This is a genomic window from Rhizobium sp. K102 (assembly GCF_022385315.1).
GTDB lineage: Bacteria > Pseudomonadota > Alphaproteobacteria > Rhizobiales > Rhizobiaceae > Rhizobium > Rhizobium croatiense.
The window spans coordinates 2,981,798-2,995,383 of the sequence record NZ_CP092436.1 but is presented as its reverse complement, the minus strand read 5'-3'; the positions used below and the strand labels follow the sequence as shown (position 1 = coordinate 2,995,383).

Below are 13,586 nucleotides of genomic sequence, written 5' to 3'. Positions count from 1 at the left end.
CGTGTGATTTGCCCCTCACCCTAGCCCTCTCCCCGTTTTACGGGGAGAGGGACGCCGGAGATTCGGTTCGAACCAGCCTCATGCCGCCTTTGTCACCGCATCGATCGGATGCTGCGAGCGGAAGCCGACGGCCAGCCGGTTCCAGACATTGATCGCGCCGATCGTCACCGTGATCTTCGTCATCTCCTCTTCGGAGAAATGCGCCTTCAACGTCTCGTAGTCGGCATCCGGCGCACCGGTTTTGGCGATGTTGGTGACGGCGTCGACCCAGCCGAGCAAGGCGCGTTCGCGCGCGTCATAGACCGGCGATTCCCGCCAGACGCACATCAGGTTGATCCATTGCTCGCTGAGCCCGTCGTGGCGGGCTTCCTTCACATGCATGTCGACGCAATAGGCGCAGCCGTTGATCTGAGAGGCGCGCAGCTTGATCAGGTGGATGAAGCGGCGCTCCAGGCCAGAGGTCTGGACATATTGTTCGAGCGCGGTGACGGCCTTGTAGGCATCGGGGGCGGCTTTGGCGAAGTTGAAACGCGGTTGCATGTCTTTCTCCTTTGATTGGGCTCAGCGAGCCGTCTTGCGTTCGTGGATTTCGAGGAAGGCGCAGCCGCGGGCTGCGATCGATCCGTCGTCGAGGGCATTCAATGCGATGCCGAGATCGGCAATGCTGGTCTTGGCGAGTTCGGCCCGGTAGACCCGTTCGGCCCGCAGCATCGCCGCGCTGATGGTGCAGGGCTTGGCGAAGAAGCGGTCGGAAACCGGGCTCGGGCCGCGCTGGCGGATTTCGGCGCAGCGGAAAGCCGGCGCCGGCCCCTCGACGGCGAGCAGGATGTCGAGTAGCGAAATCTCTTCCGGCGGCTTCGCCAGTCTATATCCGCCCCGCGGGCCCGGCACGGTGTCGAGGATGCCGGCACCCGAGAGAGCCTGCAGATGTTTCAACAGATAGCTCGTCGACACACCGTGGAATTCCGCCAATGCCGCGGCCGACAGCACGCCGCCTTCGGAGAGGCCGGAAAGTATCGCAACGCTGTGAATGGCCTGTTCGACGCCATCGCCCATCTTCATGCCGGCATCTCCTTAAATCATGGATAAAATATATCCATGATTGTCGCCGCTGTCAAGAACTGCCCTTGCTGCTTGCCGCTTGCCTTTATTGTGCCGGCGGATAGAAACGGAAAAATCCGACAGGGGAACATCATGGCATCCAACGCCTTCGCAGGCCTTCTGAATTCCAGCGCCGACCGGCACTCGCTGTTCGACGACGCGCAGGGCATCGTCGCCGGCAGCATGCTCGCCGTGCTTGGCGTCACGCTGCTCTCCGGCGCCGGGCTGCTCGCCGGTGGCACCGCGGGCCTCGCCTTCCTCGCCCATTATGCGACCGGATTAAGCTTCGGCCTCTGCTTCTTTGCCGTGAACCTGCCCTTCTATTATCTTGCCTTCCGCCGCATGGGTCCTGCCTTCACCATCAAGACGTTCGTTGCGATCGGCCTGACCTCGGTCCTGTCCGAATTCGCGCCCGCCTTCATCGGCGTGACACATGTCCATCCGGTCGCCGGGGCGCTCTTCGGAGGCCTCGTCATCGCTGCCGGCATGCTGGCGCTCTTCCGCCATCGCGCCAGTCTCGGCGGCATCGGCATCCTCGCCCTCTATATCCAGGATCGCTTCGGCTGGCGCGCCGGCCTCGTCCAGCTCGGCTTCGACGGCATCGTGCTGGCGCTCTCCTTCCTGGTCGCCAGCCCCTTCATCATCGCCTGTTCGGTGCTTGGCGCGGTCGTGCTCAATCTCACTCTCGCCGTCAATCATCGCAAGGACCGCTATATCGCGATGTGAGCGATCGGCCGCCCTTCTTTTTCGCCCGTTTTTCACTACCTTCGGGATGTGGACCAGATCGATTCCGAAGCCCGCGCCCTGCTTCCTGCCGCCTTTACCCGCTGGTTTGCGGAAAAGGGCTGGCGTCCGCGCGCCCATCAGCTGGAACTGCTTGCCCGCGCCGAGGCCGGCGAAAGCACGCTGCTGATCGCCCCCACCGGCGCTGGCAAGACGCTCGCCGGTTTTCTGCCGTCGCTCACCGATCTCACCCGCCGCGGCCGCATTCCACCCGGCTCCGCCTTCACCGGCATCCACACGCTCTATGTCTCGCCGCTGAAGGCGCTGGCGATCGACATCGAGCGCAATCTGATGAAGCCGGTCGCGGAGATGGGCCTGCCGGTCACCGTCGAAAACCGCACCGGCGATACGCCGAACGCCAAGCGCCAGCGCCAGAAGCTCAATCCGCCGGATATTCTGCTGACCACGCCCGAGCAGGTCGCACTGCTTCTCGCCAACCGCGAAGCCGAGCGTTTCTTCAAGGACCTGAAATATGTGGTGCTCGACGAATTGCATTCGCTCGTCACCTCCAAGCGCGGCCACATGCTGTCGCTCGGCCTTGCCCGCCTGCGCCGCCTTGCCCCAGGCCTGAAGACCATCGGCCTGTCGGCGACCGTCGCCGAGCCGATGGATCTGCAGAAATGGCTGGTCGCTCAGGAAGAGGGCAGGGAGCATCACGCCGGCCTCGTGGTCGTCGAAGGCGGCGCCAAGCCTGACATTTCGATCTTGTCCACCGAGGAGCGCATTCCCTGGGCCGGCCATTCCGCCAAATATGCCATTCCCGATGTCTACCGGCAGCTCCTCGACCATCAGACGACGCTGCTGTTCGTCAACACCCGCAGCCAGGCCGAAATGCTGTTCCAGGAACTCTGGACGATCAATGACGACAACCTGCCGATCGCCCTCCATCACGGCTCGCTCGATGTCGCCCAGCGCCGCAAGGTCGAGGCGGCGATGGCCGAGAACCGGCTGCGCGCCGTCGTCGCCACTTCGACGCTCGATCTCGGCATCGACTGGGGCGATGTCGATCTCGTCATTCATGTCGGCGCGCCGAAGGGTGCTTCGCGTCTTGCCCAGCGCATCGGCCGCGCCAATCATCGCATGGACGAGCCCTCGAAGGCGATCCTCGTGCCGGCCAACCGTTTCGAGGTCATGGAATGCCAGGCGGCACTCGACGCCAATTATCTCGGCGCCCAGGATACGCCGCCGGTCGGCCGCGGCGCGCTTGACGTGCTCGCCCAGCACGTGCTCGGCATGGCCTGCGCCGAACCCTTCGACATGCTGGAACTCTATGACGAGATCACCAGCGCCTCGCCCTATGCCAATCTCACCTGGGAAAACTTCGAACGCGTCGTCGATTTCGTCGCGACCGGCGGTTATGCGCTGAGGACCTACGAGCGTTACGCCCGCATCCGCAAGACCAAGGAGGGACGCTGGCGGGTCTCCAATCCTGCCGTCGCCCAGCAATATCGCCTTAACCTCGGCACCATCGTCGAAAGCCCGATGCTGAACATCCGCATGGTCAAGCGCGGCGAGGGCGGCCGGATCGGCCGCGGCGGCGCCACGCTGGGCAAGGTCGAGGAATATTTCCTCGAGCAATTGTCGCCCGGAGATACCTTCATCTTCTCCGGCAAGGTGCTGCGCTTCGAAGGCATCCGCGAAAACGAATGCCTGGCCTCGCAGGCCTTCTCGCTCGATGCGAAGATCCCCTCCTATGCCGGCGGCAAATTCCCGCTGTCGACCTATCTCGCCGAACAGGTGCGGGCGATGATCGCCGACCCCGACCGCTGGCGCCAGCTGCCGGATCAGGTGCGCGACTGGCTGTCGCTGCAGACGGACAAGTCGATGCTGCCGAAGCGCGACGAGTTCCTGATCGAAACCTTCCCGCGCGGCAGCCGCTTCTATATGGTCGCCTATCCCTTCGAGGGCCGCCTTGCCCATCAGACGCTCGGCATGCTGCTGACGCGCCGGCTGGACCGGGCCGGCGCCAAGCCGCTCGGCTTCGTCGCCACCGATTATTCTCTCGCCATCTGGGGCCTGGAGGATATGGGCCTGATGATCGGCAACGGCCGGCTCAACCTTTCCGACCTCTACGACGCGGATATGCTGGGCGACGATCTCGAGGCCTGGCTCAACGAATCCTTCCTGTTGAAGCGCACCTTCCGCAATTGCGCCGTGATTGCAGGCTTGATCGAGCGCCGCCATCCCGGCAAGGAAAAGAGCGGCCGCCAGATCACCGTCTCCGCCGATCTGATCTATGACGTGCTGCGCAGCCACGAGCCGGATCATATCCTCTTGCAGGCGACGCGGCAGGATGCGGCGACCGGACTTTTGGATATAAGCCGACTTGGCGATATGCTGATGCGAATCAGGGGCCATATCACCCATCGCCCGCTCGACCATATTTCCCCGCTCGCCGTGCCGGTGATGCTGGAGATCGGACGCGAAGCGGTGCCGGGCGAGGCCCATGACGCATTGCTCGCCGAAGCGGCGGACGATCTGATCGCCGAAGCGATGGCCTGAGACCTGTTTGGGAATAACGACCGTGATGAACCGCCTGGCGCTCGCGCGCGACATTTCAGGATTGGCCGCGGTGCCGGGCATCGAGACGTCGATCCATGGCATTGCCGCCGTCTGCGATCCGCTCGGCGCCCTCTATCTGCCCGATGCCGGCCTGCTCGTCGTCTCCGACCTGCATCTGGAAAAGGGTGCGGCCTTCGCTCGCCGCGGCATGATGCTGCCGCCCTATGATACGCTGGCCACCCTGACCGTGCTGGCCGCCGTCATCTCGCGTTATGATCCGAAGCTCGTCGTCTCGCTCGGCGACAATTTCCACGATCGCATCGGCTCCGCGCATCTGCCGGAAAACTTTCGGGCGCTGATCGTCGCCATGGCGCGCGGCCGCGAATGGATCTGGATCAACGGCAATCACGACCCCGACGGCGTCGTCGATCTGCCCGGCGCTTGCACCGACGAGATGCATTATGCCGGCCTGACCTTCCGCCATGAGCCGAAAAACGGCCTGCAGAGCGGCGAAATCGCCGGCCACCTGCACCCCTCGGCGACCGTACGCCGCCGCGACAGATCCGTCCGCCGCCCGTGTTTTGCCACCGACGGCGCCCGCCTGCTAATGCCCGCCTTCGGCGTCATGAGCGGCGGCTTGGATCTCGGCCATCAGGCGATGAAGGACCTGTTCGACAGGGCGGCGCTGGTGGCGCATCTGTTGGGGCGGGACCGGATTTATTCGGTCAGGTATGGGAATTTGAGGGGGTAGGAACTGTTACCCCTGATGGGGTGTGCCGTGTAAGCCCCCTCTGCCCCGCCGGGCATCTCCCCCACGGGTGGGGAGATTGGCTGGGCGCGATGGCATCCCCAAACAACAAACGTCACAGCCGCCGCAACGGCAGACGGAGTGAGAAGGCCAAGCCACTTGTGATCTCCCCACCTGTGGGGGAGATGCCGGCAGGGCAGAGGGGGCGGCCACGGCGCACCCTAATTATTGCTTAGTTGCACCCCTGCAACTGCTGCTGATAGGTCCCTGCCATCCGCGCGAACTTCTGCGCCGTCTGCTGCAACTGCCCGTTCGAGCGCCAGTCGCCGCGCTTATATCCCGTCGGACCGGAATAATAAGCGAGATAGAGATTATAGGCGTCGGTCAGCGGAATGCCGGTCTCCACGCTGTTCTGGTAATGATACCAGCCGATGAAATCGATGGCGTCGGTGAAGTTCGTCCGCCGCGCCGCCCAGTTCCCGGTCTGCGACTGATAGTGATCCCACGTTCCGTCGAGCGCCTGCGAATAGCCGTAGGCGGTCGATGGCCGGGTCCAGGGAATGAAGCCGAAGAGCTTGGTGCGCGGTGGCCGCGCATAGGGCTGGAAGCCGGATTCGGTGTACATCGTCGCCATCAGGATCGGCACGGGCACGCCGTATTTCTTTTCCGTCCGTTCGGCCGCCCTCTGCCAGCTGGAAAAAAGCCCCTCGCGCTGGTCGAAGACGGCGCAGATGTTTCTCGTCTGCTTCGGCGCCGTCGCGCAGCCGGCAAGCAGCGCGAAACCCACGGCGGTCAGAACGATACGAGTACGCATAACAAAACCTCTCGTTTCAGAGAGATTACTAACTCGTAAACGTTAAGAACCGGTTTTTACTCAAATACGAAGCTTTTTGGAAAGAGCTGCCGCCGTCGACCGGGGCCGAGCCACGATCCAAAACCCCTCCCCAACCCCTCCCCACAAGGGGGAGGGGCTTGAATGCCGCGCCGACGTTATTCCCTTCACCGTCTCATCCGCAGAAGCGTCGATATTTGTCGTGGGACGGTGCCGCGCATAGCCCCTCCCCCTTGTGGGGAGGGGTCTTCACCCAGAAACCGGACGGCCGTGGCCCGCAGCCTGCTACACCTTCACCGGCTCATAGCGCAGGATCACCGCGCCGCTTGCCGTCGTCGAAGATTCAATGAGCTTCAGCGGCAGCTGGGCCGTAGCAGCCTTGAAAAGCGGATTGCCGCCGCCGAGGATGACGGGCACCACGCAGACCCTGATTTCATCGATCAGGCCCGCTTTCAGCAAGCTGTCGGCAAGCTCGGCACTGCCGAAAATGAAGATCGTCTTGCCGTTCTCCTGCTTCAGCTTCGTCAGTTCGGGGATCGGATCGCTGACGATGCGGGCATTGTTCCAGCCGGGCTCGGTCATCGTCCTGGATACGGCGATCTTGGCGATGCCGTTCATATAGGCCTTGATCTTGTCCTCGCTCTCGGCGGTCGGCCAGTAGGAGGCCATGCCCTCATAGGTCTTGCGGCCGAAGACCAGGAGATCGCCTTCTTCGCCGAACTGCTCGGCCAGGCGTTGCAGTTCCGGCCCCCAGGCAAGATTGTGGAAGTCGATATCCCACGGTTTCGTACCCTCGAAATACCCGTCGAGCGTCATCAGGTTCCAGACAACAAGCTTTCTCATCTCCAATCCTCCCTCCAACCACCATCAGAACCAGTTGCCTTTGGCAACTGGTTGAAGGCTAAATCGACCGATAGCGAATTGCAAGCGGTTTTTTATGAAGGATGAGGGCGTTGGCCGATCGATGGCGGCCAGCGAACCAAAGCCTCACTCTTGTCTGGAAAAATTTGCCGGGCGTCGCTCTGCACGGATCAGTCCTTGCGGAAGATCAGGCTGGCGCCCCAGCCGGTGACCACGGCGAGCAGCACGGCCGCACAGCCGTAGAGAATCGGCTGGTCATGCGCCGCATCGGTGATCGTCTGCTCGATGCCAGTCTTGATGACGCGCAGCGGCAGCGACTTCTCGGTGACGAGATTGCCGCTCTTGAAGAGATAGGCGCGCACCGTATGCACGCCGTTCGGAATATTTGCCGGCAGGCGCAGGCCCGCCTTGAACAGGTTCGAGGAAACGAATCGCACGCCGCTCGGATTGCGGTCGTAAAGCGCGCCTCCCTGCTGCAGCCGCAGGAAAGCCTGGCGGAATTCGCCGAGATTGCTGCCGTCGCCGACGAAGCCGACCGGCGTCAGCGGAATGTGATCGATGCCGATCCCCTGATCGGTCAGTTCGAGCGGCGTCGTCAGATCGTCGATCATTCGCGAGCTCGACATTGAATAGGAATGCGGCACCGCCTCGAAGGTCATCGAGCGCGTATTTACCCAGATGCCGAAGACGCGTTCCTTCTTGCGCACCGTCGCATCCTGGCGCGGGCCTTCCAGCACCACGACCACGTCATATTGGCCGATGGCGAGCAGCAGCTGATCGGTGTTGGAGAGCGCCCCGAAGATCGTGAGATCGGCGCCGTGGAAGTCCGAGGTGATGGCGATTTCGCTGGTCGAGGTGCCGATCTCAAGCCCTTCGCGCACCGCTTCCGTTGATTGTCCCGGCAGCCATTGCGCGCCGGCCACCGCCGGCAGCAGGCAAAGAAGCGCGAGGAAGGCGGCGAGCAGACGCATCAGTTACCTCCCATCACCACCGAATAGACGTCGGCCGGCGTTACCACCAGCGCGATCGCCAGACGCAGGCCAACGGCCAGCACCAGCAGGCCGAGCAGGGCGCGCAGCTGTTCGCCACGCAGCTTCTGGCCGACGCGAACGCCGTATTGCGCGCCGATCACACCCGCGACCATCAGGATAAAGGCAAGCACGATGTCGACGGAGAAGTTCGTCGCCGCCTGCACGATCGTCGTATAGGCGGTCACGAAGATGATCTGGTAGAGCGAGGTGCCGACCACGACATTGGTCGGGATGCGCAGGAGATAGATCATCGCCGGCACCATGATGAAGCCGCCGCCGACACCCATGATCGAGGTTAGGATGCCGATCGCAAAGCCGAGTGCCACGATCGGAATGACGCTCAGAAAGATCTTCGATTTCTTGAAGCGCACCTTGAGCGGCAGCTTGTGCACCCAGTGCTGGTGGCCCGGCTTGCGCGGCGCCGGCGGTTCGTTGCGGGCGGCGCGCCGCATGGCATTGATGCTTTCGAGCAGCATCAGCCCACCGACAGTCCCGAGGAAGATGACGTACATCAGCGAGATTATGAGGTCGAGCTGGCCCACGCGGCGCAAAAGCGAAAAGATCCAGATACCGACCGTGGCGCCTGAAAGACCGCCGACCAGAAGCACCGTGCCGAGCTTGACGTCGAGGGTGCCGCGCCGGAAATGGGTGATCGCGCCCGAAATCGACGACGCCACCACCTGGTTGGCGCCGGTGGCCACCGCGACGACAGGGGGGATATTGTAGAAGATCAGCAGCGGCGTGATGAGAAAACCGCCGCCGACACCGAACATTCCTGACAGGAATCCGACGGCCGCCCCCATGCCGAGAATGATGAAAATGTTCACCGACAATTCTGCGATGGGCAGATAGATTGTCACAACCGACCCCGAATGATGACCGCCCCTGCCGGGCGGTTTCCGTCACGTCCCCGTTCGAATGCGCACCATACTGCGAAATCGTTGCCAGAGGCTTTCGATCAGCCCCCTGGAGCGATGGAGATCGAGAGTGGAACGATTCGATGGGTGCGCCGAGCGATCTGTCCCGCATAATCCGGCTTTTTTCAGATTGCGTGACAGGCGGCGGAAAAAATCGAGATGTCTTTGTGCCGCAAGCCTTCTGTAGCGCGATTCCAGCAAAAGGGCGGCGCGGTTTGCGCCCGGGTTGGCGCAAACAAGACATCGTCATGTCCGTAGCCGGCGGGAACCGTTCTAGATCGCCTTGGCCACCTGCTTGTTGCGCTCGAGGAGCGCCCTGACCGTCGCGTCGGTCACCTTGCCGTCCGGCTGCTGGCCGATCGACTTCTGGAAGTTCTTGATCGCGGTCACGGTTTTTGCGCCCATTTCGCCGTCCGGCACGCCGGCGTCGAAGCCGTTATTGTTGAGGATGGCCTGGATGTTGCGGATCGCCTTCTTCATGTCGACGGAGGCCGTCTTCGCGCCGGTGCCCGCCCATTCGTCGGGGATGTCGATGCCGTTGGCGCGGTGGTCGAGCGGCTCCGGCTTCCAGAGATCGGCCTTGGCGCGGGCGCGCTCGAGCTGATCGGGCTTCATCGCGTTGGCCACCTCGTCGCGCTTCTGGGCCGCATCCTTGTCACCGGCCTTGGCGGCGACTGCAAACCACTTGTAGGATTCTTCGAGGTCGGCCGGAACGCCGTTGCCCCTCGCGCAGAGGATCGCCAGGTTGAACTGGCTGTCGGTGATGCCGAGGTTGGCGGCCTTGATGAACCAGGAGGCGGCCGTCGTATAATCCTGCTGGCCGAGCGCGCCGGAGGCGTGGAGCACGGCGAGATTATGCATGGCGCTGGCATTGCCCTGGTTTGCGGCCTGCTCGTAGAAGGTCTTTGCCTTGGCGATGTCGCGTTCGACGCCGTTGCCTTTCTCATACATGCTGCCGAGCCGGTACTGCGCCGGCGCAAAACCCTTGTCGGCCGAAAGCTGGTACCAGCCTGCGGCCTGCTTCTGATCGACGGCCATGCCGTTGCGGCCGTCCGAATAGCGCGCGCCGATCTCGAACAGCGCCAGCGCATCGCCGCCCTGCGCCGCATCTGCAAGCGATTTCGGCTGCACGGTGTCGGGAATGGTGATGGCGGCCTGCGGCGCTGCGGCTGGCGTATTCGGAACGAAGCCCGATGTTTCCTGCGTTGGGCTGGACGAAGCGGCGGGCGCAAGAGTTGCAGCTCCTTCGCCGTCAAGCGGGGCAGCGTCGGTCAGATGATCGGCGGCGGCGGGTGCGGTTGTTTCCGGCTGCGCCTGTTCGGCGGCCAGGGGAGCCGTCTCGACTGCGGGAGCGTTCACCTCCGCAGCGCCGGTGTCGGGCTGGGCGGACGTTGCTTCGGGCAAGGCCGGCTGCGGGTTTTCCGCTGCTCCGGTCAGCGCCGAGACCTCCGCCAGCGGCTGCGGCGCGGGTTCGCCGCTCGTCAGCGTCCGGGCCAGCGGAAAGGCCATGATGGCGAGCAGCACGGCGCCGACCGCCAGCAGGATCGGCCGGCGGTAGCGCGAAAAGGCGCTGACCTTGCCGGTTTTCCCCGTCTGGTCGTTCTTGCCCAACTTGTCAGCCTTGGCTGTCGCGCCCTTCTTCTCGGCCTTGGCAGCCGCTTGCTTCGGATTGGCGTCCACTTCCATCGCGGCTGCCTGCGCCGCCCGGCGCGCAGCGGCGATGTAATCGGCGCGATCGGTCTCGACGGGAGGTTTGCCGCGTGCGGCACTCTGGCTGGCGCGCACCCGTTCAAGGATCTTCTTGACGTCAGGCGCGCCCGAACCCGGCTCCAGCAGTTCGTCCGCGGCATCCGTCGGCACCACGTCGGCAGGATCGATCGACGGGGCGGGGTCGATCACCGCCCGTTCGGCGGCCTTCGTCTCGGCTTTCTTGCCAGGGCGCAACCGCTTGCCGAGGCTGGCGAGCAGACTGGATTTTGCCGGCGCCGGCGTCGCCGCCTCCGGCGTTCTGGTCGCCGCTTCGATGGCGATTGCGCTCGCTCCGCTCATGGCCGCGGCCTGCGCCGGGGCGGCAGGTTCGGCTGCGACCTCAGCCGGGCGGATGACCGGAGAGGCCATCGCTGTCGGGGCAGCTTCCGGCGTCCGGGCGGCCTCGGCCACCATCAGCGCGTAAGGGTCGACATCGAAATCGACGTCGGCGACCGGCATCGGGGCGACCGGCCGTCCGCGCTCTTCCATCCCGTCGAGGCGGTCGGCGATATGCACCAGCGTCTCATGCAGCGCCTTGAAAGTCTTGTGCGTGCGCTCCTCGCTGTCGCGGCTGATATCCTCGAGGTGGCGCAGATCCTCGGCCAGCGCCGTCAGCGCAGACATGTCGGCAGCGGGCACGCCGCCATGGGCGGCGCCATTGCGCGAATAGGCCTCGACGACGGCTTCCGCCGCCTGACGCGCCGCCTCGATGATATATTCGTCGCTCGTCGCCATATAATCTTCGATCGCGCCCATGCGCCGGTCGAGATCGGCGGGGATCGCGGCGCTTTCGCGCGGCTCGCTCATCAGCGCCGAAAGATTGGCGATCTGGTCTTCGAGGTTTTTCAGCGCCCGCGGATCGGTGGGCGCTGCTGCTGTGCTCTCTTCCAGCCGGGCGGCGATGTCGCTCAGCCGTCCTTCGAGACGCCGGAAGGCGCCGTCGTCGATCGCCGCGGCCGTCGCCGGCTGCGGATGGGCGATCTCGTCGATGCGCCGGGCAAGATAATCGAGCCGTTGCGCCAGCACGTCGTTGACGGCGCCGTTCTCGAGCGCGTCGATCTTGCGGGAGATGTCGGACAGCGGTCCGGTGAGGTCGGACTGCGCGGCCGTCTGCTGTGTGCGCTCCAGCAGATAGGAAAGATGTTCCAGCCGCTCGTCGAGCCGCGACGTCGCTTCCGCCTTGGTCAGCTCCTCGACACGTTCCGTCAGCGCCTCCAGCCGCATTGCCAGCTCATCGGCCGGGGTCGCCCGGCTGGCGGCATCATGGCTCATCACGTCGATCTGGTCGGCGAGCGCCGAAAGCCGGCTTTCCAGCCGCTGCATCAGCGTCGGATCGCTGTTGGCGGCCGCACGTCCGCTGGCCGCGATCGCCCGGCTGATCTCGTCGAGCCGCATGTCCATGGCGGCGAACTGTTCGGCCATGACCCGGTCATGCGGCTGGATCATATTGCCGAACTGCTCCATCGCCGTGGCGATGGCGATGAGCTTGTCTTCCAGCGCGCGAACCGCCGGGCTTTCGCCCATGCCGCCGATATGGCGCTTGATGTCGTCGAGCCGGTAGGCGAGCGAAACCAGCTCTTCCTGCAGCCCCTCGGTATCGAGTGCGGCAAGCCGGTTTTCGAAGCCGTCCCAGCGGGTTTCCATGTGACGCAGCGATTCCTCGCGCGCCAGCCCGTCCATCAGCGATCGCAGATCCTCGAAATCTTCACGCAGGCCAGCCGCTTCCGCGCCGCCCGAGCGTCCGGTCAGCTGGGTGATGCTCTGGGCGAGGCGGCTCATGTCGGCGCGGATGTCATCGGCGAAGCGGCCGTCTCCGGCACTTGTTTTGATCTCGCGCAGTTCCGTGCGCAGCGCGTTCATCTCGCGGGTAACGCCTTCGGAAATGTCGCGCTTCAGGTCCTGGCGCAGGTTGACAAGCGCTTGGGCGATCTCCGTCATCGTATCGTCGCCGGCGCGGAAGGCGGGTGCCGGCTGAGACGCTGCGGCGCGCGGCGCGGGTTCGCGCAGCTGCGGGGCCGGCTCGCGCCCGTAAGGCCGCTCGCGGCCGGCTTCGAGCGCGCGCTGGCGCTGGCGAATTTCAGCGAGCGGATCCGGCCGCGGCTCGATCGGCGCTCTTGCCGGGCGCGGCGAATTGGCGCCGGCGTAAACGTCGCGCTCGGCCGTTGCCGTGCGCGGCCGCTGTTCGCGCCCGCTGCCCATTAGCCCTTCGATGCGCGCCTCCAGCCCTTCGATCGTGCGGTTCAGCGCATCGAGCGAGGTCCTGTCGGACTGCCGGGAAGGATTTGATCGCGATCCGTTCATCTTCTTGCTCGCTTCGACTGCTCGACCTCTCGTCAGAGCTCGATCCGTGGCTTTTCCGTCTGTGGCCAGCGTCTTCACGCCGACCGGAGCGCACCATCCACAAGAAGATCGTCAATTAGACTTTCCTCAGGCTGAACGATGTAGCGGCATTCTTCAGAAACGCGAGACGGGGAAAAGGAATGCGGGTCGCTACTGCTCAACCCGCACCTTTCACGAAACGTGGTAAACAAGCCGTTAATATCGATGAGAATTTTTTAACGTTTGTGTCTCAAACGCCGTTTTTGGCGGCAATTGCCGCTCATCCCGCCCGACGGCGCGTCAGGCCGGCCGCGGATATTGCAGTTCGATCTTCACGCCCTCGGGACCGTAAACGAAGACCTGGCCGAGGTCGGTGTCGGGAATATCGTAATATTCATAGCGATAGCCGCTCGCCTTGATGCGCTCCAGCGCCGGGGCGAATTCGTAAAGGCTGAAGGCGACATGATTGAAGATGCCCGGCGGAAAATCGGTGCTGCGCGATGTCAGGCTGAGATGAATGACCGGGTGGTCGTCCAGATAGAGCCAATGGCCGGGCGAGGGGAAGGGCGGCCGATAGCCTTCCTTGACGCCGAGAATAGCTTGCAGGAAGCCGATCATGGCAGGCGCATCGCGGGTATCGATTGTCACATGGTCCAGGCGCGGCATTGGTTCCTCCCTGCCAGCTCCGACGATACGAACTTAGCCTGTTCATCTCCGCCGCGGAAGTTGTTTCGCCGCAGGCG

Annotated in this window: 11 protein-coding genes; 3 read left to right on the top strand and 8 right to left on the bottom strand. The window is 64.0% G+C overall.

Annotation, left to right across the window (positions count from 1 at the left end):
- Positions 1 to 78: 78 nt before the first annotated feature.
- Together MHI61_RS20765 and MHI61_RS20760 are read right to left on the bottom strand one after the other, a co-directional pair.
- On the bottom strand, positions 79 to 540 hold the full coding sequence (locus MHI61_RS20765) for a carboxymuconolactone decarboxylase family protein (protein WP_239790330.1): 462 nt from the start codon (positions 538 to 540) through the stop codon (positions 79 to 81).
- A gap of 21 nt (positions 541 to 561) precedes the next feature.
- On the bottom strand, positions 562 to 1,062 hold the full coding sequence (locus MHI61_RS20760) for an Rrf2 family transcriptional regulator (protein WP_239790329.1): 501 nt from the start codon (positions 1,060 to 1,062) through the stop codon (positions 562 to 564).
- A 132-nt stretch (positions 1,063 to 1,194) separates the two neighbouring features.
- On the opposite strand from MHI61_RS20760, the gene MHI61_RS20755 reads away from it, so the two are divergent.
- Genes MHI61_RS20755 through pdeM form a run of 3 tightly spaced genes read left to right on the top strand, consistent with a single transcriptional unit; the run spans position 1,195 to position 5,137 of the window.
- Entirely contained in the window at positions 1,195 to 1,827 is a 633-nt protein-coding gene (locus MHI61_RS20755; protein ID WP_239790328.1) for a YitT family protein, read from the top strand.
- Positions 1,828 to 1,875: 48 nt separating this feature from the next.
- Positions 1,876 to 4,386 carry a ligase-associated DNA damage response DEXH box helicase gene (locus tag MHI61_RS20750; protein WP_239790327.1) on the top strand — a complete coding sequence of 837 codons (2,511 nt, stop codon included), beginning with the start codon at positions 1,876 to 1,878 and terminating at the stop codon, positions 4,384 to 4,386.
- A gap of 25 nt (positions 4,387 to 4,411) precedes the next feature.
- A complete protein-coding gene (pdeM, locus tag MHI61_RS20745) occupies positions 4,412 to 5,137 on the top strand; it encodes a ligase-associated DNA damage response endonuclease PdeM (RefSeq protein WP_239792885.1) in 726 nt (241 codons plus the stop codon).
- A gap of 229 nt (positions 5,138 to 5,366) precedes the next feature.
- On the opposite strand, the gene MHI61_RS20740 is transcribed toward pdeM, so the two are convergent.
- The 6 genes from MHI61_RS20740 to MHI61_RS20715 form a co-directional block, all read right to left on the bottom strand.
- A complete protein-coding gene (locus MHI61_RS20740) occupies positions 5,367 to 5,948 on the bottom strand; it encodes a transglycosylase SLT domain-containing protein (protein ID WP_097582401.1) in 582 nt (193 codons plus the stop codon).
- Between the two features lie 303 nt (positions 5,949 to 6,251).
- Positions 6,252 to 6,809, bottom strand: a complete 558-nt coding sequence (locus MHI61_RS20735) for a dihydrofolate reductase family protein (protein WP_239790326.1) — start codon at positions 6,807 to 6,809, stop codon at positions 6,252 to 6,254.
- Between the two features lie 188 nt (positions 6,810 to 6,997).
- Positions 6,998 to 7,798: a TIGR02186 family protein gene (locus MHI61_RS20730; protein WP_239790325.1), complete on the bottom strand. Its 801-nt coding sequence runs from the start codon at positions 7,796 to 7,798 to the stop codon at positions 6,998 to 7,000.
- Positions 7,798 to 8,718 carry a sulfite exporter TauE/SafE family protein gene (locus tag MHI61_RS20725; RefSeq protein WP_097582406.1) on the bottom strand — a complete coding sequence of 307 codons (921 nt, stop codon included), beginning with the start codon at positions 8,716 to 8,718 and terminating at the stop codon, positions 7,798 to 7,800. Before MHI61_RS20725 ends, MHI61_RS20730 begins: the two co-directional genes overlap by 1 nt.
- 330 nt (positions 8,719 to 9,048) lie before the next feature.
- Positions 9,049 to 12,825, bottom strand: coding sequence for a peptidoglycan-binding protein (locus MHI61_RS20720; RefSeq protein WP_239790324.1), 3,777 nt, complete (start codon positions 12,823 to 12,825; stop codon positions 9,049 to 9,051).
- 318 nt (positions 12,826 to 13,143) lie between these two features.
- On the bottom strand, positions 13,144 to 13,509 hold the full coding sequence (locus MHI61_RS20715) for a VOC family protein (RefSeq protein ID WP_222144768.1): 366 nt from the start codon (positions 13,507 to 13,509) through the stop codon (positions 13,144 to 13,146).
- Between the last annotated feature and the right edge of the window lie 77 nt (positions 13,510 to 13,586).

What these genes read in the sequence shown, in the direction of transcription:
- MHI61_RS20740 (WP_097582401.1), bottom strand. Translation starts at nt 5,948, where the DNA reads ATGCGTACTCGTATCGTTCTGACCGCCGTGGGTTTCGCGCTGCTTGCC.
- MHI61_RS20735 (WP_239790326.1), bottom strand. Translation starts at nt 6,809, where the DNA reads ATGAGAAAGCTTGTTGTCTGGAACCTGATGACGCTCGACGGGTATTTC.
- MHI61_RS20760 (WP_239790329.1), bottom strand. Translation starts at nt 1,062, where the DNA reads ATGAAGATGGGCGATGGCGTCGAACAGGCCATTCACAGCGTTGCGATA.
- MHI61_RS20765 (WP_239790330.1), bottom strand. Translation starts at nt 540, where the DNA reads ATGCAACCGCGTTTCAACTTCGCCAAAGCCGCCCCCGATGCCTACAAG.
- MHI61_RS20730 (WP_239790325.1), bottom strand. Translation starts at nt 7,798, where the DNA reads ATGCGTCTGCTCGCCGCCTTCCTCGCGCTTCTTTGCCTGCTGCCGGCG.
- pdeM (WP_239792885.1), top strand. Translation starts at nt 4,412, where the DNA reads ATGAACCGCCTGGCGCTCGCGCGCGACATTTCAGGATTGGCCGCGGTG.
- MHI61_RS20715 (WP_222144768.1), bottom strand. Translation starts at nt 13,509, where the DNA reads ATGCCGCGCCTGGACCATGTGACAATCGATACCCGCGATGCGCCTGCC.
- MHI61_RS20755 (WP_239790328.1), top strand. Translation starts at nt 1,195, where the DNA reads ATGGCATCCAACGCCTTCGCAGGCCTTCTGAATTCCAGCGCCGACCGG.
- MHI61_RS20720 (WP_239790324.1), bottom strand. Translation starts at nt 12,825, where the DNA reads ATGAACGGATCGCGATCAAATCCTTCCCGGCAGTCCGACAGGACCTCG.